This window comes from Ponticaulis koreensis DSM 19734 (genome assembly GCF_000420665.1).
Taxonomy (GTDB): domain Bacteria; phylum Pseudomonadota; class Alphaproteobacteria; order Caulobacterales; family Hyphomonadaceae; genus Ponticaulis; species Ponticaulis koreensis.
The window spans coordinates 746,700-768,513 of the sequence record NZ_ATVJ01000001.1 but is presented as its reverse complement, the minus strand read 5'-3'; the positions used below and the strand labels follow the sequence as shown (position 1 = coordinate 768,513).

27 protein-coding genes are annotated in these 21,814 nt (G+C 54.9%); 8 read left to right on the top strand and 19 right to left on the bottom strand.

Features of this window, described 5'->3' with window-relative positions; translation table 11 throughout:
- The first annotated feature begins 19 nt into the window (after nucleotides 1-19).
- The gene (locus G523_RS0104120) at nucleotides 20-586 is read left to right on the top strand and encodes a heme oxygenase-like domain-containing protein (protein WP_022693764.1); all 567 of its coding nucleotides are present in this window, start codon (nucleotides 20-22) and stop codon (nucleotides 584-586) included.
- Nucleotides 579-3,158, top strand: a complete 2,580-nt coding sequence (locus tag G523_RS0104115; protein WP_022693763.1) for an HWE histidine kinase domain-containing protein — start codon at nucleotides 579-581, stop codon at nucleotides 3,156-3,158. Before G523_RS0104120 ends, G523_RS0104115 begins: the two co-directional genes overlap by 8 nt.
- Here the strand turns inward: G523_RS0104115 and nth are convergent.
- Nucleotides 3,155-3,838: an endonuclease III gene (gene nth, locus G523_RS0104110; protein WP_022693762.1), complete on the bottom strand. Its 684-nt coding sequence runs from the start codon at nucleotides 3,836-3,838 to the stop codon at nucleotides 3,155-3,157. The genes G523_RS0104115 and nth overlap by 4 nt on opposite strands.
- Nucleotides 3,839-3,964: 126 nt before the next feature.
- On the opposite strand from nth, the gene G523_RS0104105 reads away from it, so the two are divergent.
- The 5 genes from G523_RS0104105 to G523_RS0104085 are packed head-to-tail and all read left to right on the top strand — an operon-like array spanning nucleotide 3,965 to nucleotide 6,702.
- Nucleotides 3,965-4,468, top strand: coding sequence for a DUF2244 domain-containing protein (locus tag G523_RS0104105; RefSeq protein WP_022693761.1), 504 nt, complete (start codon nucleotides 3,965-3,967; stop codon nucleotides 4,466-4,468).
- Nucleotides 4,469-4,503: 35 nt separating this feature from the next.
- On the top strand, nucleotides 4,504-5,430 hold the full coding sequence (locus G523_RS0104100; RefSeq protein WP_233347257.1) for a methylated-DNA--[protein]-cysteine S-methyltransferase: 927 nt from the start codon (nucleotides 4,504-4,506) through the stop codon (nucleotides 5,428-5,430).
- A 26-nt stretch (nucleotides 5,431-5,456) separates the two neighbouring features.
- A complete protein-coding gene (locus tag G523_RS0104095; protein ID WP_022693759.1) occupies nucleotides 5,457-5,951 on the top strand; it encodes a hypothetical protein in 495 nt (164 codons plus the stop codon).
- Nucleotides 5,952-5,953: 2 nt separating this feature from the next.
- Nucleotides 5,954-6,418: a VOC family protein gene (locus G523_RS0104090; RefSeq protein ID WP_027441436.1), complete on the top strand. Its 465-nt coding sequence runs from the start codon at nucleotides 5,954-5,956 to the stop codon at nucleotides 6,416-6,418.
- A complete protein-coding gene (locus G523_RS0104085; RefSeq protein WP_022693757.1) occupies nucleotides 6,418-6,702 on the top strand; it encodes a YciI family protein in 285 nt (94 codons plus the stop codon). Before G523_RS0104090 ends, G523_RS0104085 begins: the two co-directional genes overlap by 1 nt.
- Here the strand turns inward: G523_RS0104085 and G523_RS0104080 are convergent.
- The 6 genes from G523_RS0104080 to G523_RS0104055 all read right to left on the bottom strand — a co-directional run bounded on the left by G523_RS0104080 (nucleotide 6,699) and on the right by G523_RS0104055 (nucleotide 10,941).
- Nucleotides 6,699-7,517 (bottom strand): sulfotransferase domain-containing protein, encoded by an 819-nt coding sequence (locus tag G523_RS0104080; protein WP_022693756.1) that lies wholly within the window; start codon nucleotides 7,515-7,517, stop codon nucleotides 6,699-6,701. The genes G523_RS0104085 and G523_RS0104080 overlap by 4 nt on opposite strands.
- Before the next feature lie 72 nt (nucleotides 7,518-7,589).
- Complete coding sequence (locus G523_RS0104075; protein ID WP_022693755.1) at nucleotides 7,590-8,069, bottom strand: hypothetical protein; 480 nt, start codon at nucleotides 8,067-8,069, stop codon at nucleotides 7,590-7,592.
- 139 nt (nucleotides 8,070-8,208) lie between these two features.
- Nucleotides 8,209-8,739, bottom strand: a complete 531-nt coding sequence (locus G523_RS0104070) for a TerB family tellurite resistance protein (protein WP_022693754.1) — start codon at nucleotides 8,737-8,739, stop codon at nucleotides 8,209-8,211.
- A 36-nt stretch (nucleotides 8,740-8,775) separates the two neighbouring features.
- Nucleotides 8,776-9,666, bottom strand: coding sequence for an orotidine-5'-phosphate decarboxylase (gene pyrF / locus G523_RS0104065; RefSeq protein WP_022693753.1), 891 nt, complete (start codon nucleotides 9,664-9,666; stop codon nucleotides 8,776-8,778).
- Between the two features lies 1 nt (nucleotide 9,667).
- Nucleotides 9,668-10,495: a S1 family peptidase gene (locus G523_RS0104060; RefSeq protein ID WP_022693752.1), complete on the bottom strand. Its 828-nt coding sequence runs from the start codon at nucleotides 10,493-10,495 to the stop codon at nucleotides 9,668-9,670.
- An 11-nt stretch (nucleotides 10,496-10,506) separates the two neighbouring features.
- Nucleotides 10,507-10,941 carry a DUF350 domain-containing protein gene (locus G523_RS0104055; protein WP_022693751.1) on the bottom strand — a complete coding sequence of 145 codons (435 nt, stop codon included), beginning with the start codon at nucleotides 10,939-10,941 and terminating at the stop codon, nucleotides 10,507-10,509.
- Between the two features lie 86 nt (nucleotides 10,942-11,027).
- On the opposite strand from G523_RS0104055, the gene G523_RS0104050 reads away from it, so the two are divergent.
- A complete protein-coding gene (locus G523_RS0104050; protein ID WP_022693750.1) occupies nucleotides 11,028-11,810 on the top strand; it encodes a 3-hydroxybutyrate dehydrogenase in 783 nt (260 codons plus the stop codon).
- 3 nt (nucleotides 11,811-11,813) lie between these two features.
- On the opposite strand, the gene G523_RS17905 is transcribed toward G523_RS0104050, so the two are convergent.
- The 12 genes from G523_RS17905 to tsaB form a co-directional block, all read right to left on the bottom strand.
- Nucleotides 11,814-12,239: a hypothetical protein gene (locus G523_RS17905; protein WP_022693749.1), complete on the bottom strand. Its 426-nt coding sequence runs from the start codon at nucleotides 12,237-12,239 to the stop codon at nucleotides 11,814-11,816.
- Nucleotides 12,240-12,275: 36 nt separating this feature from the next.
- Nucleotides 12,276-12,968, bottom strand: coding sequence for a tRNA (guanosine(46)-N7)-methyltransferase TrmB (trmB, locus tag G523_RS0104040; protein ID WP_022693748.1), 693 nt, complete (start codon nucleotides 12,966-12,968; stop codon nucleotides 12,276-12,278).
- Between the two features lie 16 nt (nucleotides 12,969-12,984).
- Nucleotides 12,985-14,157 carry a methionine adenosyltransferase gene (gene metK / locus G523_RS0104035; protein WP_022693747.1) on the bottom strand — a complete coding sequence of 391 codons (1,173 nt, stop codon included), beginning with the start codon at nucleotides 14,155-14,157 and terminating at the stop codon, nucleotides 12,985-12,987.
- An 86-nt stretch (nucleotides 14,158-14,243) separates the two neighbouring features.
- On the bottom strand, nucleotides 14,244-14,696 hold the full coding sequence (locus G523_RS17900; RefSeq protein ID WP_022693746.1) for a helix-turn-helix domain-containing protein: 453 nt from the start codon (nucleotides 14,694-14,696) through the stop codon (nucleotides 14,244-14,246).
- A gap of 90 nt (nucleotides 14,697-14,786) precedes the next feature.
- Nucleotides 14,787-16,457: an apolipoprotein N-acyltransferase gene (gene lnt / locus G523_RS17895; RefSeq protein WP_022693745.1), complete on the bottom strand. Its 1,671-nt coding sequence runs from the start codon at nucleotides 16,455-16,457 to the stop codon at nucleotides 14,787-14,789.
- Between the two features lie 23 nt (nucleotides 16,458-16,480).
- Nucleotides 16,481-17,368 carry a hemolysin family protein gene (locus G523_RS17890; protein WP_022693744.1) on the bottom strand — a complete coding sequence of 296 codons (888 nt, stop codon included), beginning with the start codon at nucleotides 17,366-17,368 and terminating at the stop codon, nucleotides 16,481-16,483.
- A 13-nt stretch (nucleotides 17,369-17,381) separates the two neighbouring features.
- Nucleotides 17,382-17,864 carry an rRNA maturation RNase YbeY gene (ybeY, locus tag G523_RS0104015; RefSeq protein ID WP_022693743.1) on the bottom strand — a complete coding sequence of 161 codons (483 nt, stop codon included), beginning with the start codon at nucleotides 17,862-17,864 and terminating at the stop codon, nucleotides 17,382-17,384.
- On the bottom strand, nucleotides 17,854-18,855 hold the full coding sequence (locus G523_RS17885; RefSeq protein ID WP_407674747.1) for a PhoH family protein: 1,002 nt from the start codon (nucleotides 18,853-18,855) through the stop codon (nucleotides 17,854-17,856). Before G523_RS17885 ends, ybeY begins: the two co-directional genes overlap by 11 nt.
- A 2-nt stretch (nucleotides 18,856-18,857) precedes the next feature.
- Nucleotides 18,858-20,219, bottom strand: coding sequence for a tRNA (N6-isopentenyl adenosine(37)-C2)-methylthiotransferase MiaB (miaB, locus tag G523_RS0104005; RefSeq protein WP_022693741.1), 1,362 nt, complete (start codon nucleotides 20,217-20,219; stop codon nucleotides 18,858-18,860).
- A 14-nt stretch (nucleotides 20,220-20,233) separates the two neighbouring features.
- The gene (locus tag G523_RS0104000) at nucleotides 20,234-20,653 is read right to left on the bottom strand and encodes a Fur family transcriptional regulator (RefSeq protein ID WP_022693740.1); all 420 of its coding nucleotides are present in this window, start codon (nucleotides 20,651-20,653) and stop codon (nucleotides 20,234-20,236) included.
- 63 nt (nucleotides 20,654-20,716) lie between these two features.
- Nucleotides 20,717-21,190 (bottom strand): GNAT family N-acetyltransferase, encoded by a 474-nt coding sequence (locus G523_RS20100; RefSeq protein ID WP_022693739.1) that lies wholly within the window; start codon nucleotides 21,188-21,190, stop codon nucleotides 20,717-20,719.
- Nucleotides 21,159-21,812: a tRNA (adenosine(37)-N6)-threonylcarbamoyltransferase complex dimerization subunit type 1 TsaB gene (gene tsaB / locus G523_RS20095; RefSeq protein ID WP_022693738.1), complete on the bottom strand. Its 654-nt coding sequence runs from the start codon at nucleotides 21,810-21,812 to the stop codon at nucleotides 21,159-21,161. Before tsaB ends, G523_RS20100 begins: the two co-directional genes overlap by 32 nt.
- Nucleotides 21,813-21,814: the final 2 nt, after the last annotated feature.

The window sequence follows — 21,814 nt, the reverse complement described above, 5'->3', positions numbered from 1 at the left end:
TTGTGTGCGGACAGAATATTTGACGACAAGTAAGACTATATCGCTGCGCGACGCGCTGCGATCTGAACTAGATGGCCATCATGCCAATACTGAAGCTGCATTTGAGCTTTTCGATCTGACAACACGAGCAGGTTACACCGGATTCCTCCGATCCCATCTGCTTTCACTCTCGACAATGAAATCTGTCCACGCCGAGCCGAACGTTTACGGGCTCGATTTTCGGCATCTGGAAAGTGAAATTCTACAAGACCTTGAAGCGTTAAACGCACAGCCGCTTTTGGTGTCTCTGGAAACTCATATCCCGACAGACCCTCTCGGGGTGACATATGTGGTGTCAGGATCTCACTTCGGATCTCAGTTCATCCGGAAAAAAATGCGTACTTCTCGCGATCTGCCTGAAGACGGATGCTACCGCTATCTTGAGTCTTCGCACCTGAAAAACATTTGGAAAAATATTTTACCAAGTTTAACCGCGGGCTATTTGAGGCAGGAAAATCTTGCGTCTATAAAATCTGCCGCAGAAACGTTTTTGCTTTTCGGGTTGTCGGCCGAACTGATAGCGGGGACTACGGGAAAGAATGACTAAAGATACCCAGATTCCTGGCTATAATGACGGTAGCCTGGACCTGACGAACTGTGATCGCGAGCCGATTCATTTGCTTGGCCATGTTCAGAGCTTTGCCTGTCTGATCGCCGTCACATCTGACTGGCTGATCACCCGAGCGTCCCAGAACACCAAAGACTTTCTGGGTCTTGAGCCGGCCAGCATCTTCGGTCGCTCACTGACAGAATTCTTCAGTGAACAAGCTATTCACGATCTGAGATCGCGCATGCAACTCATGTGGGATGAAGATGCTGTCGAACGTGCATTTGATATCGCACTATTGCCCGATAGTGACGAAAAATTTGATGTCGCCATCCACCGGTCTGGCGCTGAAATCGTTATGGAATGCCAGAAGTCTGACCTGAACCGGAATACCGATCAGGGTAGTGTCGTTCGTCCGATAATTGGCCGTTTGAAAAATGAAAACTCTGTCGACGCGGTATGTCAGCAGGCATCTCGGTTCGTCAGGTCGCTCACCGGTTTTGATCGTGTCATGGTGTATAAATTCCGGCCGGATGATTCAGGCGAAGTGATTGCCGAGACCGCACGTGCCGGTCTCGATCCGTTTCTGGGGCTACGTTATCCGGCGAGTGATATCCCGAAACAGGCGCGCGTCCTCTATAAGAGGAACCTTCTGCGCATTATTTCGGACGTAGACGACAAAGTCTCTCCGATCCTTCAGCAGTCAAACAATGCCGGACCTCTGGACCTGTCTTTGTCTGCGTCGCGCGCCGTGTCGCCGATCCACCTCGAATATCTGCGGAATATGGGCGTGAAGGCGTCCATGTCGATCAGTATCGTCATCCGTGGAAAGCTCTGGGGCATGTTCGCATGCCACCATTATGAGCCGCGTATTCTGAATTATGGAATCCGGTCGGCGGCGGAATTGTTCGCGCAGATGTTCTCCTTCGTGCTCGAGCGGATCGAAAACGATATTGAACGCGAAGAGGCGGTCCGTGCACGCATTCTCCACGATCAGCTGATGAGCCAGCTGGCCGAAGGCCAGTCGCTTGCTCAGAATTTCGAGGTTATCTCGGATGCTATGCGCGCCCTGATTAAAAGTGATGGTGCGGCCCTGTGGGTTGATGGCGAGTTTCTCAATATTGGCCACACGCCTTCGAAAGACCAGTTCACTGGCCTGGCGCGGCATCTGAATGTCCATCCGAGCAGCCAGATTATCGCGACGAACTGCATCGCTGATGACTATCCCGACGCAATACAGTTTCAGGACAAAGCTGCGGGTATGCTCGTGCTGCCTGTGTCTCGAACGCCGCGCGATTATATCGTGTTCTTCCGCCGCGAGCTGGTTCAGGAAGTTCGATGGGCCGGCAATCCTGAAAAACCGGTGGATGTGGGTCCGAACGGCGTGCGCCTGACGCCACGTGGTAGCTTTGCGGCGTGGAAAGAGATTGTTTCTGGCAAATCAGCCGATTGGACAGCGGGCGAGATCGCGGGTGCAGAGGCTCTGCGTGTAACGCTTCTGGAGGTTGTGCTTCGCATTTCAGACGCGGCCAGCCGAGAGCGTGTTCGATCTCAGGAGCGCCAGGAGCTTCTCATTGCAGAGCTCAATCACCGTGTTCGCAATATTCTGAACCTGATTCGAAGCCTTGTATCTCAATCCAAACAGTCGGCGGGCTCGATTTCGGAGTTCACGGAAATCATTGGCGGCCGGATTCATGCGCTTGCGCGGGCTCATGATCAGCTAACAAATAAGAACTGGGATTCAACCCCGCTTCGCGAGCTGGTGAATACAGAGCTTGAGGCATATATCGGCCTCGAAAGTGGCCGCGTGCAATGCGATTGCCCAGAAGTTCTGCTGACACCTTTTGCGTTCTCAACTCTGGCTCTCGTTATCCACGAATTGACCACGAACTCGGTAAAGTATGGCTGTCTGTCGAATGACACGGGCGTACTGATGCTATCTGGCCAAAAAGCGGACAATGGCGATCTCATCTTCAATTGGAAGGAAACGGGCGGTCCGGCTGTTCAGGCGCCTACCCGGTCGGGCTTTGGTAGCACAGTGATTGAGCGCTCCATTCCGTTCGAGCTGAAAGGCGAAGCCAACGTCCGGTTTGAAGTGAACGGCCTTGAAGCGAATATGCGTATTCCGGCCGAGGTTGTGGAATTTGCCGAGCGCGAGGTCACTGCTACTGAAGCTGCTATTGAAGCAAAAGAAGACGCGAAACCGGCTAGCGCAAGCCTTAGCGGACCGGCTCTTGTCGTTGAAGACAATATGATTATTGCGCTGGATGCCGAAGATATGCTGATGGCGCTTGGTGCGGACAGTGTAGAGATTGCGTCATCTGTATCAGAAGCTCTTCAGCTTATTGAGAAGTACGATTTCTCGTTTGCGATTCTGGATGTGAATCTCGGTTCTGAAACGAGCGAGCCAATTGCACACAAGGTGAAGGCGTCTGGAATCCCGTTTGTGTTCGCCACCGGATATGGAGAATCGCAAGCTCTGGCCGATCAGTTTGAGCGTGTGACCTTCATCCAGAAGCCTTACGATCAGAAAGCGGTTCAGAAGGCGATTGCTGAAATGTCTGAGAGCTAATCGCGCGGGCCGGGTGTTTTCGGCTTGTATTTGCAAAGATCAATGATCGGGCAAAGCCAGCACTTCGGCGTGCGAGCGAGGCAGCAATAGCGCCCATGTAGAATGAGCCAGTGGTGCGCGCCGAGCTTGTATTCAGCCGGCACCACTTTCTCCAGCTGTTCTTCAACCTGATCAGGGTTTTTACCGGGCGCGAGGCCGGTGCGGTTGGACACGCGGAAAATGTGCGTATCAACAGCGATCGTTGGCTGGCCGAAAGCCTCGTTCAGAACGACATTCGCTGTTTTACGTCCTACTCCGGGCAGCTTCACCAGCTCTTCGCGCGTCCGAGGGACTTCGCCGCTGAAATCCTTGATGAGCATGTCTGACAAGGCGATGACGTTCTTGGCTTTATTTCGCCAGAGGCCGATCGTTTTGATATGATCAGCAACACCTTCTTCGCCGAGCGCCAGCATTTTTTCCGGTGTATCGGCGATTTCAAAAAGCTTCTTCGTAGCTTTGTTCACGCCGACATCGGTGGCTTGCGCAGACAGGGCGACAGCGACAACCAGCGTATAGGGATTCACAAAGTTCAGCTCTGTACGCGGGTCTGGGCGGTCTTCTGCCAGAATACGAAAGAGCTCTTCGGCCTTCGCCTTCGGAAAACGCCTTGGCGCTGATTTTCTTTTCTTTTTCTCGGCCATCTGACGATCTGACGGTTTATGTCAGCCCCTTGGAATGCAGGAAATATCACCCGCGCCATTTTCATTTCACAGGAACTGATTAGTTTGCCTGTGAAAGAGAGACAAGTCGCAGAACCTCACAGGCCCATGACTGACGCTGATTTGAATAAAGAGCTCTATTTCGATGCGCTGATGAAGCCGAACGCGTCTTTGTCACGCTCGGGCTTCTGGGTGATTATGGGCGTGATCATTGCCATTAACGTGTTCTCGATGATTGGCTTTTTATCGCGTGGCGCGTTTCCGATTATTGGTTTTCTGGGTCTCGATATCCTTGCTGTCTGGCTGGCCTTTAAAGTCTGCTTTAAAGACCAGACCCAGTGGACGCGCGTGCGAATTTCGCCGGAGACGCTTCGGGTCGATCATCGCAATCCGAAAGGCGTTGAAACCCATATCGAGCTGCCCACAGCGTTTGCCCGTGTTGAGCTGAAAGAGCCGGTGACGGTAAATAGCTGGGTAACCTTGTCCTATCAGCGGCAGGCCTATGTCATCGGCCGGTTTTTGACGGTTGATGAGCGAAAATCTCTGGTCGAGGCGATGCGGGATGCGATTCAGCGCGCGCGGACACATCGTTATGCCGGTGAGGTGGAGTAAAGCCCGACCACAAGATTCAGGTGGCGCAGAACACTTTGCGGCGTCACATTGATCTCATGACGATAGATACCGTTCTTTCCCTGGATGACCGCTGCAAAGCCTATAACCGCATGGCTGATGCGCTCGTTTATCTGGGTGAAAACTGGAAGGCGCGACCGGGCCTTGATGAAATTGCCACGCAGTTTGGTTTGTCTCCGGCGCATTTCCAGAAAGAGTTTACGCGCTGGGCCGGCATTTCTCCGAAACAGTACATGGCGTCCCTCGCACATGCGGAAGCGGGAGATCTGCTCAGGCAGGGCGCGAGCGTTCTGGAAGCAAGTTATGAGGTTGAAGCGTCCGGCCCATCACGCCTGCATGATCTATTCATCGCGCATGAGGCTCTGACCCCGGGTGAGGCGGGCTCTGGAGGCCGCGATGTAACGCTGACAATCGGCAAGGGGCCGACACCGTTCGGGACTGGCGTTTTACTGTTCTCAGATCGCGGATTGAGCGGCCTTGGCTTCATAGATGACCAACCAGAAACAGCCGGCCGGGCAGGTGAGCATGTCGGCAGGCCGGAAGAGGCCGCGTTTGCTGATCTGGCGTCCCGCTATCCGAAGGCAGACATTCGCCGGGACGATATGAAGGCGACTGAATTCTCAGATCGCATTTTTGCACCGGGCGCGCGTGTGCCGCTGGCGTTATATGGTACGCCATTCCGAAGGCAAATCTGGCGGGCTTTGCTTGAAATTCCGGTAGGTGAGACACGTACTTATGGCGAGGTTGCACGCACTGCAGGCAGGGGAGGCGCAGCCCGCGCAACCGGCACGGCCGTGGGCGCAAATCCGATTTCCTGGTTTATTCCCTGTCACCGGGCCTTGGCTTCTGATGGTCGGTTACATAATTATCATTGGGGCGTAAGACGAAAACGCGCCATGTTGGCGATGGAAGCCGGTTATCGGGAGGCAGAAGCGCTTTCCTGACCGAGCCCGATCAGGAGTAGCGTTTATTGACCTGGATTATCCTTGGCATCATCGGCTTTTATGCCGTCTGGGCTGCGTTCATCGCGTGGAGCTTTACCGGCATCAAGAAAGAGGCGCGCATTGTGTATGACGCCGCCCGTCAGCGCGGCGAGTTTCCTGCGGACGAACCTTATGAGCCTTTCGAAAAAGCGCATATCCGCACCAGCGTTTTGCGTGTCTCGATTTATCGCTGGCTCGCCTGTCTGACGGCGACCATTGTCATGCCGCTGGCCGTCTGGCTGTTCAGTTCAATCTGGGTGAAGCTTTATTACTTTAACGGCGCGAACGATGTGTTCGCCGAAGGAACGCTGATCCATTCCTTCTATCTGGCGGTAACGACGATGGCGTCGCTTGTGCTGGTCGCAGGTATTTATGCGCACCGTTATCATAAAGGCCGTCCGGCAAATTTTGACGTGGAATGGGCGCAGGAAAAAGCGCCCGATCCCGCAACATTGAATTCCTGGGGAGTTTCCGAACAATGAGCATTGAGTATCTTCACACCATGGTTCGCGTGACCAATCTGGATGAAACGCTGAAATTCTTCTGTGAGGGGCTCGGACTGAAGGAAGTCCGCCGGGTCGATAATGAGGCAGGTCGCTTCACGCTGGTGTTTCTGGCTGCACCTGAAGACCTGGACCGCGCGAAATTCGATGCCTCTGGTACGCCGCTCAAAGAGGGTATTCCAATGGTCGAGCTGACCCATAACTGGGACCCTGAAGAGTATTCAGGCGGCCGAAATTTCGGGCATCTGGCCTATCAGGTCGGTGATGTTTACGAAGTCGTAGAGCGCCTGTCCGCTATGGGCGTAACGATCAACCGCCCACCGCGCGATGGTTATATGGCGTTTGTCCGCTCTCCGGATGGTATCTCCGTTGAACTTCTCCAGAAGGGCAAACCGCAGGCGCCTAAAGAGCCCTGGGCAAGCGCAGAGAATATCGGGAGCTGGTAATGGCACTGTTTCATGTGATCGCGCTCGATAAGCCGGACGCGCTGGATCTCCGACTCGAAAACCGCGCCGCTCACCTTGAGTGGGCCAAAGCCGCTGGCGAGACCGTCCGCATGGCGGGCCCGCTGCTGGCTGATGACGGTGAGAGCTTTATCGGTTCGGTGTTTCTGATTGAGGCGGAAAGCGAAGAGGCGCTGAAAGCGTTTCAGGCTGAAGACCCTTATGTGAAGGCCGGCCTCTTCCAGACAGTGGATATCCGCCCGTTCAAGCTGGTCATTTCGAACTAGCTTTTCTGCGGAATGGCCAGAAGGTCATATCCAAGGTCATGGCGGAAATATTCGCCAACAATATCCTGATAGATAGCGAGCGCTTCGCCGGTGAAGAGCTCGTTCAGATCGTCTTTGCGCTTCTGAAGCACGTTCTTTTCTGCGCTTGGGTCGACCTTTTTAGCCATCGCCTCTTTCGTGCCTGCTTCAATTGCCATGTCTATAGACGCCGGTGTGAGGTTGATCTTCCAATGGTCGGAGATCGCTTGCAGGCGGCCGCGCGTATCGGCCTGAACCTCTTCATAACGCACGCGTAAAATCTTTTCCGGGAAGCGCTGTTTCAGATCGCCCCAGCGGTTCCAGAAGCGCGCAAGCCAGAACAGATCGCAGCGATACATTTCACCTGACGGATCGCCCTTCAGATAGGTCAGCCAGTCGGTTTGCAGCTCGTAATTCCACTTGGTGAAGTGGGAAGCGAGAATTTGCATCGGGTGACGGACCTGCAGAACATATGGCGGCAGGTTGAACAGGCTGTGTGACCATTTCTGATCCATCAGCGCGTGTGGAATCGTGTGGGCGAAAGCGAGTGCCGGCAGCTCTTTGAACGGTGATACGTTCTTCGGATTACCGATATAGGGCTGGGTCGCAGCTTCTGAGAAGTATGGCGGAGGTTCCACGCCATACGTTTCGGCCAGCGCAACGCTCAGCATGTATTTGATCCAGTGCGTTCCGGAATTTTTCGACGTCACCAGACACCCTTGCAGGCGACCATGACGGAAGACTGATCCGTTCAGCCAGTTATCTTTCCAGACGCGGGAATTATAGGGATCAGACATGAAATTACGCTTGCTTGCTCTAAGATCGGATGCCTTCGATTAGAACATGGCGTCACTTTAGGGAAGGCCCGACTAAACGGTCACACCTGTCTGAGTGCGGAACACCTGTAGAATGCGCAACTGGGCACGCGTTGGTTCGCTTTTCACCTCGGTCAGCTCAACCAGCACTTCGTCAAAATCGATAATTTCACGGTCAGAATAGTTCCGACGGATCAGGCGGCCCAGATCACGGAGCAGGGCATCTTTATCTTTGGCCGAATGTAGCAAGCCGGATGCTGCGCCCATGGCTTGTGGCGCTTCGTCATCATCAAGGCGGAACCGGCTTTTCAGCATGGCGAATGTCGCATCAATCTGCGTGTTATCAGGTTCGCCATCGGCCCAGATTATTGCCATCATAAAGCCGAGAATGCCCATTAGGGGCTCTGTAATGTGATGGGTCACTTCGCTCTCATGAGAGGATTCAATGCGTTGTTTCTCAGCCTTTTCGCGCATAGCGCGGGCGATGAGGAAGGCAAACGCAACGATGGCGATAATGGCGAACCAGACCTGCATCAGACGTCGCACCAGTCTTGTGATGCAGAATACTTCAAATATGAAGTGACTGTGTGCTTCATCATATCCAGCTTCGATCCGGCCTCTAATCCTTCCAATGTAGGACAGGCGCTTCGAAAGGAAAAGCAGACATTAAGGCCTAGCGGGTCAGTCCAACGAGAGTTTGATATTCCGTGATGGTATCGAGCTGGTTCTGGCTCGGTCCACCGTCCGCTGCGCTCACCTCAGCCATCATATCCTTCAGCTCAATAAGTTCCTGGCGGGACACTGTGTTAGACACAACCCGTGCCATACGGCGCAGCAGGGCATCGGTCCGGGCTTCTTTTTCGCTGACCCACGCCGCCTGAACGATAACTTCCTCTGCGTCACTGGCAGAAAAGCCGAAATTATCTGACACAAGGCGCTCAATCACGTCTTTCTGAGTGCGCGTCACGTCTCCGCCGGCGCGCGCAACTTCCAGCATCAGGATCGTCGCGGCTTCGCGCGGGTCCTCAACGAGACGGGAGCCTGATTTGCCGGATTTTCTGCGAAAGGCGAGCTTTCGGGGAAGGTTGATCGCACCTTCTGCAAAGTCCTTGATTTCACGGGCTGCATGCATGCCCGACTGAATCCGCCAGAGCAGAACACCGAGCGCGCTAAGTCCGCCAAGCACGGCAAGAAGAATATGCATGTGAGTTTCCCTCCCCCAATCAGGAAAGGAAACTGTTTAGCAATTCTGGGTAGCTTTTAACAGATCATCTTGCGCAAATTTAATCGCTTCGGAAATCGCGTGCTGCCATTCCTCGACGGTACCGGCCTTTTGGGCCGCCTCGGGGAAGGTAACTGAGCGCGAGGCGTTCACAACGCCGCCTTCAAGCGTGCCGTTTACAGGCACAAAACCTGCGACGGCTTCGGCAGCGCCAGCGCCCTGTGCGCCATAGCCCGGAACGAGTAACAGATTGTCAGGCGCAGCGTCACGGATTTGCCGCGCTTCTTCCGGAGCGGTTGCGCCGGCCACCAGCATCATGCCTGACCAGTCTGTCGAGTTGCCCTTCAGCTTCTGGCCCTTTTCATGGAAGGCTTTGGCCATACGCATGAAGACCGGTTCGCCATCAACGAACTTTTCCTGAATGTCTGCGGCGCCTGGATTGGATGTACGCGTGAGCACGGCAATGCCTCGGCCGTTTTCTGCAGCCGTATTGACGAACGGGTCGAGCGTCTCAAGGCCCATATACGGGTTCACGGTAAGTGCATCGCACGCACATGACGCATTCTCACCCAGATAGGCAGTGGCATAGCCCTGCGCGGTCGAGCCGATATCTCCGCGTTTGGCATCCATGATCACAAGAAGGCCCGCATTGCGCGCTGTCTTACAGATATGCTCCATCGCGGCCACGCCCGGGCTGCCCCAGATTTCAAAGAAGGCCGCTTGCGGTTTGATGCAGGCCACTTTGCCAGCGGCCGCTTCGATAATGCCGTCCGCCCAGACGGCGATACTGCCTGCGCTCGGATTGCCGAATAGTTTCGGAAACATATGCGGGTGAGGATCAATGCCGACACAGAGAGGGCCAAACTCACGAGTTTTCTCAATCAGCCTGTCAGCAAATGGTCGGGTCATATCAATCTCTGGCTCTGCAAAGGACTTTAACAATGGTCAGATTGCGACGCAGACGGTCGCCTTCGCCGCCATAGTTATCGGGGCTGAGGCTGCGTGTCTGCTCCCCGTCCAGCATTAAATCTGCCTGGGTGTTCAGGAAAGCCTGCAAAGAGGTCGGCGCGGCGGTGTAAATCCGGCCACGGCGCGGGCTCTCGGCCACTGTGACGCCAATCACCTCGCCATTTTCATTGAAGAGCGGGCCGCCGCTCATTCCGCCCAGTGTACCGATCAGGTTTCTGGTGCGCCCTGATTCAGCCCAGGCGATAACAGGTTCAGATGACTGATAGCGGCCTGTCGTGCGCAGAACCGATCTTGAGAGAAGGCGGGAGCTGACTTCACCGGCACGCCCCTGCGGATAGCCAATATGATAGCCTTGCTGGCCAACACGGAGTTCCTCTTCAAGATCGAGTACAGTCGGTTCCGGTCCGCCTTCCGTGTAGAGGAGGGCGAGGTCGGCGCTTGCAGCGGTTTCATACCGGGTGACCGGTACAATACGGCTACTGCCGACCTGCACGGCGAGATCCGAACAGCCATCAACAACATGGCGCGCCGTCAGCCACATGCCCGCGCGGCCTACGGAAAAGGCCGTGCCAATGCTCGGACTGTCGGTTTCTTCCAGCTCGACCAGCACTTCTTCATCGAAAATGGAGGGCAGTGGGAGCGTGACATCAGGAAGCTGGATGTCTTCAGGCACCGCTGGCGGTGCGTCATTGCTCTCCGAGTTAGCGAAGAGCGTGTAGAGCACGGCGGCCAGGGCTACTGTATATATGAACCAGTCAGGCAGCTTCACCAGAAATGACCTTATCCAAGCGGTGTTGGAGCAGGCACCCAGAGCGCTGCGCCAATGATCATGGCTGAGGAGATTTTGACGGCAATCAGAAGGATCGCCGCACCGGCTTCATCATTCTGGATTCGCTGCGGGAGGTCTTTCAGGATCAGGTCAACAAAGCGGAACGCCAGAAGTTGAATCAAAAGTGCGACGACACCCCAGATTAACAGGTCAAAAAGCGAAACACTTGTTGCGAGAGCGGAGGCAATTGGGATAGCCAGACCGATGATTACACCAGCAAGGCCGAGACCAGCTGACGCATTGCCATTACGCAGAAGTTCGAGCTCTTTCATCGGGGTAAGCAGAACATAAATTACGCAGCTCACGAGTAACATTGCGCCCGCAGTGAGCGTGCTGATCAGAAAGTTATCAAAACCGTGAGCGAAGGACTGGATTGCCGCGTCCATTTGACTCCCCTTAGAAGATACACGTGAACCAACCGGTGGACTGTCACGTTCAGATTGGTTGTAGCAACAATTTAGGAGATTGCGCCATGCTTCAAGCAAAAACCGCTCTGATTACAGGCTCGACGAGCGGAATTGGCCAGGCAATTGCGACCAGATTCGCACAAGCCGGAGCAAATGTCGTAGTCAACGGGTTCGGAGACGCGAAAGAGATCGAAGACTTTCGCCAATCACTAGAAAACGAGTACGGCATTAAGGCTTTGTATTCGGGTGCGGACCTGACCAAACTTGACCAGATTGAAGCGATGATCTCCGAAGCCAATGAGGCGTTTGGCGGTGTCGATATTCTGGTAAACAATGCGGGCGTTCAGCACGTCGCGCCGATCGAGGAGTTTCCGGTCGAAAAATGGGATCTGATCATCGGTCTGAACCTGACATCCAGCTTTCACACGACCCGCCTGACCCTGCCTTACATGAAAGAAAAAGGCTGGGGCCGCATCATTAACACGGCTTCGGCACACGCGCTCGTCGCGTCGCCTTTCAAGTCTGCCTATGTCGCGGCGAAACATGGCATTGCGGGTCTCACGAAGGTGATCGCGCTTGAGGGCGCAACGAAAGGCGTTCGCTGTAACGCAATCTGCCCGGGTTATGTCTACACGCCGCTGGTAGAGAACCAGATCGCAGACACGGCCAAAGCGCGCGGTATTTCCGAGCAGGAGGTCAAAGAGAATGTGCTTCTCGCGGCGCAGCCGACCAAAGAGTTTGTAACCTCTGAGCAGGTTGCCGAAATGGCCTACTTCCTCTGCTCGCCAGCGGCAGACCAGATCAATGGCACAATGATGCAAATGGATGGCGGCTGGGTCGCCCAGTAACGTTCAGATTTGTAGCGCGGCCATGACACCGGCCGCGATGGATCCCAATCCGAATATGAGAGACAGCGCGACGGCAACGACGCGCTGTGTCTTTTTGCGCTGGCGGGCTCCCGGCGGGGCTGATCGCGGTTTGCGAGGCGCAAGCGTCCAGCGGTTGGTGAAATAGCCAAATGCTGAGACAGCAGCGACAATGCCTGCACCTAAAGCGCCGCCCAGCACAGCAAGAACGGATGCAGCCAGCAGCATGATGGCTATCGGTGTAGAAGCGGCAACCAGTGTTTCGCGGACACTCCGGTCCGCCCGCGTGTGATCCATATGGTCGAAGGATTCATTGGGCACGACCACGACGCCGATCCATGTGCCGCCAACAGCAAAGCCACATAACAAAGCGGCAAAACTTGTCAGAATGTTTCGAAGATTATCCAGCACGGCTAAGCCCCCGACCTTTTCAGGTCCAGCTATGCCTTAATTTTCGCGGCGGGTGAACTCGAGCCAGACCGGTTCGCAATCGCCCAGCTTTTTCAGCTGATAGCGTGTTGGTTCATGGTCTTCCGGCTGGTTACGCCAGTCATCAGCGCGTTCGGCATGCCATTCGAATGCCCCATGTTGAAGGAAACGCCAGAGCGCTTCATCGGCATAGCTCATAACGTCGGTGGCAAACCGCACCTGGGCGCCCGGCTTCAGAGCATAGGCAAGTTCGTCCAGAAAGGTTGGCTGAATTAGACGGCGTTTTTGTTGGCGACGCTTCGGCCATGGGTCTGGGAACAGGATAAAGCACCGCTCGAATGCCGCTTCACCGAAATTTGGCAGGACAAGGCGGACGTCATCGTCATGCAGACGGATGTTTTTAAGATCATTGTCGGCAATGCCGGTGAGCGCTTTTGCGACGCCGTCGTGAAACGGTTCGGCGCCAATGAGACCGACATCAGGGTTCAGACGGCCCCGGCGGATGAGATGTTCGGCGCCGCCAAAGCCGATTTCCAGCCAGAGCGGGCGCGCGTCACCAAAAAGGCCTTCGCTGGTGAGCGGGCCTTCTTTTGGAACTTCAATCTCGGGAAACAGCGTCTGATAAAGATGCTTTTGCTTCTTTGAGAGCGGGCGCCCATCGCGGCGCCCGAATGTTCTGATCTCTCGCAGAGGACGGTCGTCCTGTGTCATCTGTCGGGTCTAACCTCTAAAGGAGGCCCTTCAACTGGTCAGCAATGTCGGTTTTCTCCCAGGAGAAGCCGCCATCTGCTTCAGGCGTGCGACCGAAGTGACCGTAAGCTGCCGTGCGCGCATAGATCGGACGGTTGAGCTGCAGGTGGGTACGGATACCCTTAGGGGACAAATCCATCAGATCACGCAGTGCGTTTTCGATTTTTTCTGGATCGACTTTCTCTGTGCCATCGCAGTTCACATAAACCGACAGAGGTTTTGCAACGCCGATCGCGTAAGAGACCTGAATGGTGCAACGGTCAGCAAGACCGGCAGCGACCACGTTCTTTGCGAGGTAACGGCAGGCGTAAGCTGCTGAACGGTCAACTTTGGTCGGGTCCTTACCGGAGAACGCACCGCCGCCGTGTGGGGCTGCGCCGCCGTAGGTGTCGACGATGATTTTGCGGCCTGTCAGGCCTGCGTCACCATCCGGACCACCAATGACGAAGTTACCGGTCGGGTTCACGTAGAATTCTTCTTCCGGTGGGAACCAACCCTCAGGCAGAACTTCTGTCACGATCGGGCGAACCAGTTCGCGGATATCGTCCGGCGTGAAACCGTATTTGTGCTGTGTGGAGACAACAACGCTTTCGACGCCGACCGGGCGGCCATTTTCATAGCGCAGCGTCACCTGAGATTTTGCGTCCGGCTCGAATTCAGGCTGCTCACCTGATTTACGGAGCTCTGCCATACGCTTCAGGATCTGGTGGGAATAGATGATCGGCGCAGGCATCAGCTCTGGCGTCTCATTTGTCGCATAACCAAACATAATGCCCTGGTCGCCCGCGCCTTCTTCCTTGTCAGTGCCTTCGTCAACGCCCATCGCGATGTCATTGGACTGGCCGTGCAGACGGTTGATCAGCTCGGCCGTGCGCCAGTGGAAGCCTTTCTGGTGGTAGCCGATATCTTTCACTGCCTGACGGGCCGTGTGCTCCATCTCTTCCAGAGATGGCATCAGATCTTCCGGCATGCGCATTTCGCCAGCCAGCACGATCAGATTTGTAGTCGTCAGCGTTTCACACGCTACGCGCGCTTCAGGAAAGCGACCAATGAACAAGTCGACAATAGAGTCCGAGATCCGGTCGCAGACTTTGTCCGGGTGTCCCTCAGAAACACTTTCACTTGTGAAATTGTAAGATTTTCGGATCACCCAAAGTCTCCATCAGCAGATAACAAAAAACGCCCCGCAACACGGGGCGTTCTTTATTTGTTTATAGCCCGAACGTCTACCCGTGGTTAATCGGATTTTTCGTTCTCGTCTTCGGCGCGGAACGTTGCATTACGACTGAAAGATTCAGCTGCTGCTTTAACTGCGTCGAGCAGGGATTTGCGAAGACGTGGATCAGGAATGGACTGATATGCAGTCACAAGGTCGATCGCGTTTGCGTCGATCATGCCAGCCAGATCCCCTTCGTCACCGTCTTCGGCGACGCCAAGTGCAGCCAGGTCACCGACTTCATCTACGCCCTGATAAAAATAATTGATGGTGACTTCGAGAACCTTAGACACGTCAAATAGACGACCAGCGGAGATACGGTTTACACCCTTCTCGTACTTCTGGACTTGTTGAAATGTGAGTCCCAGCATCTCGCCAAGACGTTCCTGGCTCAGCTTCAGCTCGCGCCGACGCCACCGGATACGACGACCGACATGTTTGTCGATCAGATTTGGAAGCTTATTTTCGCTCATTATGTTTTTATTTTCGCTCAGTTATTGGGGTTGTTTTTTTCTTTATCACACTTTGTATGCACACTTCTTTGTTACGCCTAACATGCCCTGTCAAGCGCTGATTCTGTAATAAAAGAACGTGACCATGTTCATCAAAACCAGCATTAACCAAGTCCAGTACGATGACCACTGATTGAAAAGGGTTTTAATCGTATAGTCGGGAACTATAGTGTCGATGACCTTTACTGGGAGGTCTTCAACCATGTTAGCGCTAATATTCGACTGCACTTCCCTTCCGTATACGTCAACTACCCCTGAATACCCAAGGTTTGCTGCACGAACGAGTGGACGCCCGGTCTCGATTGCACGGTAGCGTGCCTGAGAATAGTGCTGCTCAGGGCCAATACCCGTACCAAACCAGCTGTCGATCGATATATTCACGAGAAAATCTGCCTCGCCCAATGTCCGTTGAACCAGTCCCGGAAACAGGGCTTCGTAACAGATCAGAGGGAGGAAGCTGCGACCGTCATTCAGCTCCAGAGGGCTACCTTCCGGTCCGGGTGTGAAACCGGCGGTCGCCATTTGCTGAAGTGCGCCGGGTAGAATTCCGCTGATCGAATGTCCGAAGGGTATGATGTCGGCTGCTGAAAGTTCACCGAATGGTACCAGACGGTTCTTGTCGTAGATAGCATTTGCACCGCGCATCCGGCTTCGGGCGTCTATGATGGCGAGGCTGTTGTACCATTCCGGTTGCGGTTCGGCATAGCGATCGACGCGGGCTGTTCCTGCAATGAGTGATCTTTCGCCGAGCCTCAGCGCAACAGCATCCAGCGCATTCGGGTCCTGAAGCAATGGAAGTGGCAGGGCAGCTTCCGGCCATACAACCAGACGTGGTTCATCCTGAAAGTCGTCGCCGGTTCCGATGAGGTAGGCGCGCAGAATATTTGTTGCGGCCTGATCGCGAAGTTGTTGTGTGACTACTGGTCGCCCTTCAGGGTCGGTCGGATATTTATCGTCCTGTCTGACTTCGACGTCGACGATTCGCACGGCTGCGCCCTCGGTGGGTGGCATGGCCATAATCCGTCCGGTCCCCCACGCCCAACCGGACGCGAAAATGACCGCGCTGACCATGAGTGGGAGAATGCGATTAAAATCACTTCCTTCTCGGCGATAGTCGGCCATGGCAGCAGGTGCGGCAGCCAGCAGGAAGGTGAGGGCAGACAGGCCCCAGAGACCAAACAATGACGCCATTTGAGAGACGGGTGAGCCCGGCTCCCAGATCATGCCGGACCAGTTCCACGGAAAACCGCCAAACACAGTTCCGCGAAGAAGTTCAGTGAAGGCAAGCGCTGTCGCAAACGCAAAGACGCGCGCTGGTGTGCGGCTCCAGAACCGACCTGCCAAAAGTGTTCCAAGACCGAAGAAAAGCCCCAAGCCAGCTGGAAGCAGTATCAGCGGCATCCAGATAAAGGCCAGATGCTGCTCAGGGTTCACTAGAAAAGGCTGAGCGGTCCAGTGCATGCTGGCGAGCGTAAAGCCGATGCCGTACGCCCAACCGCGCATGAAGACGGCCTTACCCCACTTCTCGCGTGAACGAGCGCCATCAACCAGCCAGATCAGCAGGCTGATCACCAGAATGAAAACGGGCCAGAAATAAAACGGCGCAAACGCAAAAACAGTCAGAATCCCGCAGACGAGCGAGAGCATGAAAGCTTTTAGGGGAGAGAGACCTGCAATTGCCGCGTGGAGTGTTCCAACAGAAAAGGATTCAGAGCGGTCCAAAAGCTGGTCTCCGGCGCGTGGCGTTAGATATCGTAACCGATTGAATTGCCCGATTTGGGCGCGGTATCAACAGGGCAACGCACACGGATACGACGAATTCTGCGCGTGTCTGCATCGATGATTTCCAAATCCACCCCATTCGGGTGGCGAATGATCTCACCGCGCTGAGGCACTCGGCCTGCGATCGCGAACACAACACCGCCCAGCGTGTCGATTTCGTCTTCGTATTCAGACAGAGACATATCGAAACCGGAATCTTCCAGGAAGTCGTCGATTTCGGCGCGGGCATCTGCTTCGAAGATACCGCGGCCTTTTGCTGTGATCAGCGGCGCGTCATCATCGTGCTCGTCTTCAATCTCGCCAACAATCTGTTCAACGAGATCTTCAAGAGACACGAGACCATCGGTGCCACCGTATTCATCTACAACGAGAGCAAGGTGAATGCGGGTGGACTGCATTTTCACCAGCAGGTCACGAAGACGCATGCTCGGTGGAACATAGAGAATTTCACGGCGCAGACCGGTCAGCGGGCGCAAGGCATCTGTTTCCTCACCGTCTGACTGGTCCGCCAGAACAGAAACAAGGTCCTTGATGTGAACAAGACCTATCGGGTCATCCAGCGTTTCGCGATAAACCGGCAGACGGGAGTGCGTGGTGTCAGCAAATAAGCGGACGAGATCCGGTAAAGTCGTCTGCTCTTCCACGGCAACAATCTCTGCGCGCGGGATCATAACGTCATCAATGCGCATACGCTCGAATTCAGCGAGGCGCAGGCGGATTTCAGCAGGGGATGGCGTAGAAGTCGTCTCGGATGAGGTGGCAACCTCATGCGCTGGCGCGGAGTTTCGAGACAGGGCCGTAGCGAGTTTAGAAATCAAACCCTGACTGGGCGATGGTTCTGACGTGTCCACTTGGACGATATCCTCAAGTTTCGGTGTTCAGGCAGTATGGGTCAGGATAACCCAGCTCTGCAAGAATTTTGGTTTCGAGCGGTTCCATTTCTGCAGCATCGTCTTCGGTTTCATGATCAAATCCCAGCAAGTGGAGATATCCATGAATAAGAAGATGACTGTAATGCGCGTCAAATGGGCGTTCGAGTTTGTCCATATCGGCATGCACCACCCCGTATCCAAGGGCGATGTCACCTAAAAATCCGCCTTCAAATGCGTCATCGTCAGACGGGAAGGACAAAACATCAGTCGGTTTGTCCTTTTGGCGCCAGTCACGGTTTAGAACCTGCATGGCGTTGTCATCGGTCAGCAGAAGGTCAACGCGCCCGCCACGTGTGTGCTTTGCGGCGGCTGCCATAGCGAATTGTGCAAGTGAAAGAAGCCGGGCTTCATCGCCGTCGGATAACCAGTTGTCTGCGTCGATGCGCAGATCGATCTCCGGAAGATCAGCGGTCATTTGCCTGCTCGTCCGGAGGTGACTGTTTCTCGGCCTTATCATAGGCATCAACAATGCGTGAAACGAGGTCGTGACGTACGACATCGCTGCGCGACAGATACATCTGACGCACGCCATCCACGCCTTTGAGAATATTCAGCGCGTGGCGAAGACCGGATGGCTGCTTGCTTGGCAGGTCGACTTGAGATGGATCGCCTGTTACCACCATGCGTGAATTACGGCCAAGGCGGGTCAGCACCATTTTCATCTGCGGAATGGTCGCGTTCTGCGCTTCGTCGATAATGACAAACGCGTTTTTGAGCGTACGACCACGCATGAAGGCGAGTGGTGCGACTTCGATTTCACCGCGAAGGCGGCGACGGTCGAGTTGTTCCTGCCCGAAAAGCTCACGCAGTGAATCCCAGATCGGCAGCATGTAAGGGTCGACTTTGTCTTCCAGATCACCAGGAAGGAAGCCAAGCTTTTCACCTGCTTCGACAGCAGGGCGCGCGACGATCAGGCGGTCGCGTCGACCAGTTGCCAGTTCAGCTGCACCAATAGCCACGGCAAGGAAGGTCTTACCTGTACCAGCAGGGCCAACGCCGAACACGAGACCAGCCTCTTCATTCTGCAGGGCAGAGAGATAGGCTGTCTGGCCGGCGGTTTGCGCCTGCACTTTTACCTTCAGACCTTTGATCGGGCCAGCCGACTGCATCAGGCGGGAAAGCGCGCCATTGATCGCGCCATCAAATTCCAGCTCGCCCGGTGCTGTGCCGGATGTAACTTTCTGAAGGTATGCGCCCAGCGCAAATTCAGCGATGGAGACGCCTTCAGCGAGGCCAAACAGCATTACGCCACCGCCCTGACTTTCCGCGCGAAGCTGATAGTCTTCCAGACGCTGTTCAAGCCGTTCCAGATTACGGTGGTGTGGTCCGCAAAGCGTTTGCAGGGTTTCTGTGTCTGAGACCGCGAAAATCCGACTTATCGGAGATGCGGGCGAGCGCGGAGGCAGGCTCAAGCGACTGGCTCCACTTTGGATGCCAGATGTCCGCCAACAGAGTTCAGCGTTGCTGCATCCATGGTCACATTCACAATCTGGCCGGTCAGGTCTTCAGAACATTCAAAGTGTGTGGCCTGAAGATAAGGCGTACGTCCTGCCATCTGACCCTCATTGCGGGCTTTGCCTGTGACGAGAACCGGAAGCGTTTTACCAATCTGGGACTGGTTGAACCGTGTCTGTTGCTCGCGAAGCAGAGCCTGAAGGCGCTGCAGACGTTCGTCTTTCACCTCTTCCGGCACCTGGCTGAACATGTCAGCGGCTGGCGTGCCCGGACGGCGCGAATATTTGAAGGAATAGGCCGCCGCATAATCAATGCGCTCAACCAGTTTCATCGTGTCTTCGAAATCTTCGTCTCGCTCACCCGGGAAGCCCACGATGAAGTCGGACGTAATCGCCATATCAGGGCGGATTTCCCGCAGACGATCAATGATCTCGACATAGCGCTCAGCCGTATGGCCGCGGTTCATCGCTTTCAAAATGGCATCAGAGCCAGCCTGAATTGGAAGATGCAGGTAAGGCATCAGCTTTTCTGTGTCGCCAAACGCTTCGATCAGGTCATCATCCATATCGCGCGGGTGAGACGTGGTGAAACGGATACGATCCAGCCCGTCAATTTTGGCAAGATGTCGGATGAGCTTTCCGAGTGTCCAGCTGTCGCCGCCCTCGAGGACAGGCGCATCGCCGTGATACGCGTTGACATTCTGGCCAAGCAGATTGATTTCGCGCACACCTTTGTGCACGAGCGCACGTGCCTCGGCGACGATTGCGTCGACATTGCGTGAAAATTCCGCGCCGCGTGTGTATGGCACAACGCAGAATGTACAGAATTTATCGCAACCTTCCTGAACAGAGAGGAACGCTGATGGTCCGTCGACCTGTCGATCCAGCGGTAGCGCATCGAACTTTTCTTCGACGTCAAAGTCGGTCTCAAGACGCTCGTTTGCTGCGCGGTGAACCCGCGCAATCATTTCTGGGAGCTTGTGATAGGCTTGCGGGCCGAGCACGAGATCGACAGCAGGCTGGCGACGCATAATCTCTTCGCCCTCAGCCTGAGCGACGCAGCCTGTCACGCCTAGCAGCATTTTGCCGCCAGACTTCTGCTTCAGGCGCTTTAGCTGGCCAAGTTCGGAGAAAACCTTTTCGGTTGCCTTTTCACGGATGTGACACGTGTTCAGAAGCACCAGATCGGCATCGTCTGCTGTTTCGGTGGTCACATAGCCCAATGGTGCAAGCACGTCTTTCATCCGTTCGGAATCATAGACGTTCATCTGGCAGCCATAGGTTTTGATAAAGAGGCGTTTGGTCGCCGCGTTCATTTTCGCTCGTTCAGTCAGGATTTTTCGGAGTCGTCCAGCGGAACTCCGTAAAGTTCCAGACGGTGGTCGACGAGCTTGTACCCCAGTTTACGTGCGATCTCAACTTGCAGCCGCTCAATCTCTTCATTGACGAATTCGATCACGTCGCCGGTGCGTACATCGATCAAATGGTCATGGTGATCATCAGTGGCTTCTTCGAAGCGCGAACGGCCGTCGCGGAAGTCATGGCGCTCAATTATGCCAGCTTCTTCAAACAGCTTCACAGTACGGTAGACAGTGGCAAGCGAGATGTTCCGGTCCACGCCGGCAGCGCGGCGGTGAAGTTCCTCCGCATCGGGGTGGTCATCAGCTTCTGACAGAATGCGCGCAATAACGCGGCGCTGTTCTGTAAGTCTGAGCCCGTTTTCCTGGCAGAGTTTTTCGATCCTGCTCATAGTCACCTTCCTGATAGTAAATCTCTTATGACCATATTGGTGCGCGAGGTCCAGTATCCTGACCTATTTGATAGGCTTTGACATGAGAATTGCGTCTCGGGCCGGTGTATCCACGCGGGTATAATAGCCTTTGCGACGGCCATCTTCTGAAAAGCCGTGCTGCTCATATAGAGCGTGCGCAGCCAGATTGTCGTCGGCGACTTCAAGAAGAATTCGGTCAAAGCCTGCTGCGCGCGCGGTCTTTTCGCCTTCATCGAGCATATGTTTTGCCAGCCCTTTGCCGCGTAGAGCGAGCGCTGTCGCAATAGATAGAAGTTCGCAATCATCAACGCAGGGCAGATAGACCGCAAAACCGACGCAGTTTTCGCCATCAAACACGCAGAGCCCGAATGCCGACTGGGATTGTATCATTGAGGTCAGAGTTTCGCTCGACCATGCTTCGTCCAGACTCTCGGTCTGCAGGTTTGCGAGCTTCGATAGCTCTGCCGCAGATAGCGTTTTAAGTTCAGAGAAGCGGAGACTTGGCGGGAATGGCATCCGGATCTCTTACATAAAGCGGGCTTGGTGCGCGGATGTCATCAGGACGGATAAAGTTAGCCCAGCACGGAACACCTTTAGCCGTAATCTCGCGTACATCCAGAGACGGGTCCGGCAAAAAGTTCCGAATGGTGTTGACAGCATCCGGTGTGCAGACAACCGAAATATCTGAACTGACATAGTCCGTAAGATCGTTTGCGCTCAGTTCGAACGGTTCGGAACGCTCTGTTCCCTGGAGGCGTTGGGCCCAGAAGGTCTGATCCGGAGGTCTTAGTTTGGCGGGGATAAGCGCCAGAACCGGCCGGTCCGGAGGTTTGCTCACCAAGGCTTCAAGGCTCGTAATGCCGAAGGTCTGTGTTCCATTTGCGAGCGCGAGACCGCGCGCAAAGGCAACACCGATGCGAATGCCGGTAAAGCTGCCTGGGCCGACGCAAACCGAAAACCGGTCAATCGCGCCCATGACAATTCCGGTTTCATCAAGAACCGATTGAACCAGCCCCGGCAGAAACTGATCATGGCCGCGGCGCATCTTTTCTTCGCGGAACGCCAGAAGCGTGTCGTCATCGAGAAGTGCTACGCCGCAGAACGGACCAGCCGTATGTATGCCGAGGCTAAGGCTCATTG

Bases quoted from the DNA above. Each gene is read 5' to 3' on its own strand.
- G523_RS0104115 (WP_022693763.1), top strand. From the start codon at position 579: ATGACTAAAGATACCCAGATTCCTGGCTATAATGACGGTAGCCTGGAC.
- nth (WP_022693762.1), bottom strand. From the start codon at position 3,838: ATGGCCGAGAAAAAGAAAAGAAAATCAGCGCCAAGGCGTTTTCCGAAG.
- G523_RS0104105 (WP_022693761.1), top strand. From the start codon at position 3,965: ATGACTGACGCTGATTTGAATAAAGAGCTCTATTTCGATGCGCTGATG.
- G523_RS0104085 (WP_022693757.1), top strand. From the start codon at position 6,418: ATGGCACTGTTTCATGTGATCGCGCTCGATAAGCCGGACGCGCTGGAT.
- G523_RS0104080 (WP_022693756.1), bottom strand. From the start codon at position 7,517: ATGTCTGATCCCTATAATTCCCGCGTCTGGAAAGATAACTGGCTGAAC.
- G523_RS0104075 (WP_022693755.1), bottom strand. From the start codon at position 8,069: ATGCAGGTCTGGTTCGCCATTATCGCCATCGTTGCGTTTGCCTTCCTC.
- G523_RS0104070 (WP_022693754.1), bottom strand. From the start codon at position 8,739: ATGCATATTCTTCTTGCCGTGCTTGGCGGACTTAGCGCGCTCGGTGTT.
- pyrF (WP_022693753.1), bottom strand. From the start codon at position 9,666: ATGACCCGACCATTTGCTGACAGGCTGATTGAGAAAACTCGTGAGTTT.
- G523_RS0104055 (WP_022693751.1), bottom strand. From the start codon at position 10,941: ATGGACGCGGCAATCCAGTCCTTCGCTCACGGTTTTGATAACTTTCTG.
- G523_RS0104050 (WP_022693750.1), top strand. From the start codon at position 11,028: ATGCTTCAAGCAAAAACCGCTCTGATTACAGGCTCGACGAGCGGAATT.
- trmB (WP_022693748.1), bottom strand. From the start codon at position 12,968: ATGACACAGGACGACCGTCCTCTGCGAGAGATCAGAACATTCGGGCGC.
- G523_RS17900 (WP_022693746.1), bottom strand. From the start codon at position 14,696: ATGAGCGAAAATAAGCTTCCAAATCTGATCGACAAACATGTCGGTCGT.
- ybeY (WP_022693743.1), bottom strand. From the start codon at position 17,864: ATGACCGCTGATCTTCCGGAGATCGATCTGCGCATCGACGCAGACAAC.
- miaB (WP_022693741.1), bottom strand. From the start codon at position 20,219: ATGAACGCGGCGACCAAACGCCTCTTTATCAAAACCTATGGCTGCCAG.
- G523_RS0104000 (WP_022693740.1), bottom strand. From the start codon at position 20,653: ATGAGCAGGATCGAAAAACTCTGCCAGGAAAACGGGCTCAGACTTACA.
- G523_RS20100 (WP_022693739.1), bottom strand. From the start codon at position 21,190: ATGCCATTCCCGCCAAGTCTCCGCTTCTCTGAACTTAAAACGCTATCT.
- tsaB (WP_022693738.1), bottom strand. From the start codon at position 21,812: ATGAGCCTTAGCCTCGGCATACATACGGCTGGTCCGTTCTGCGGCGTA.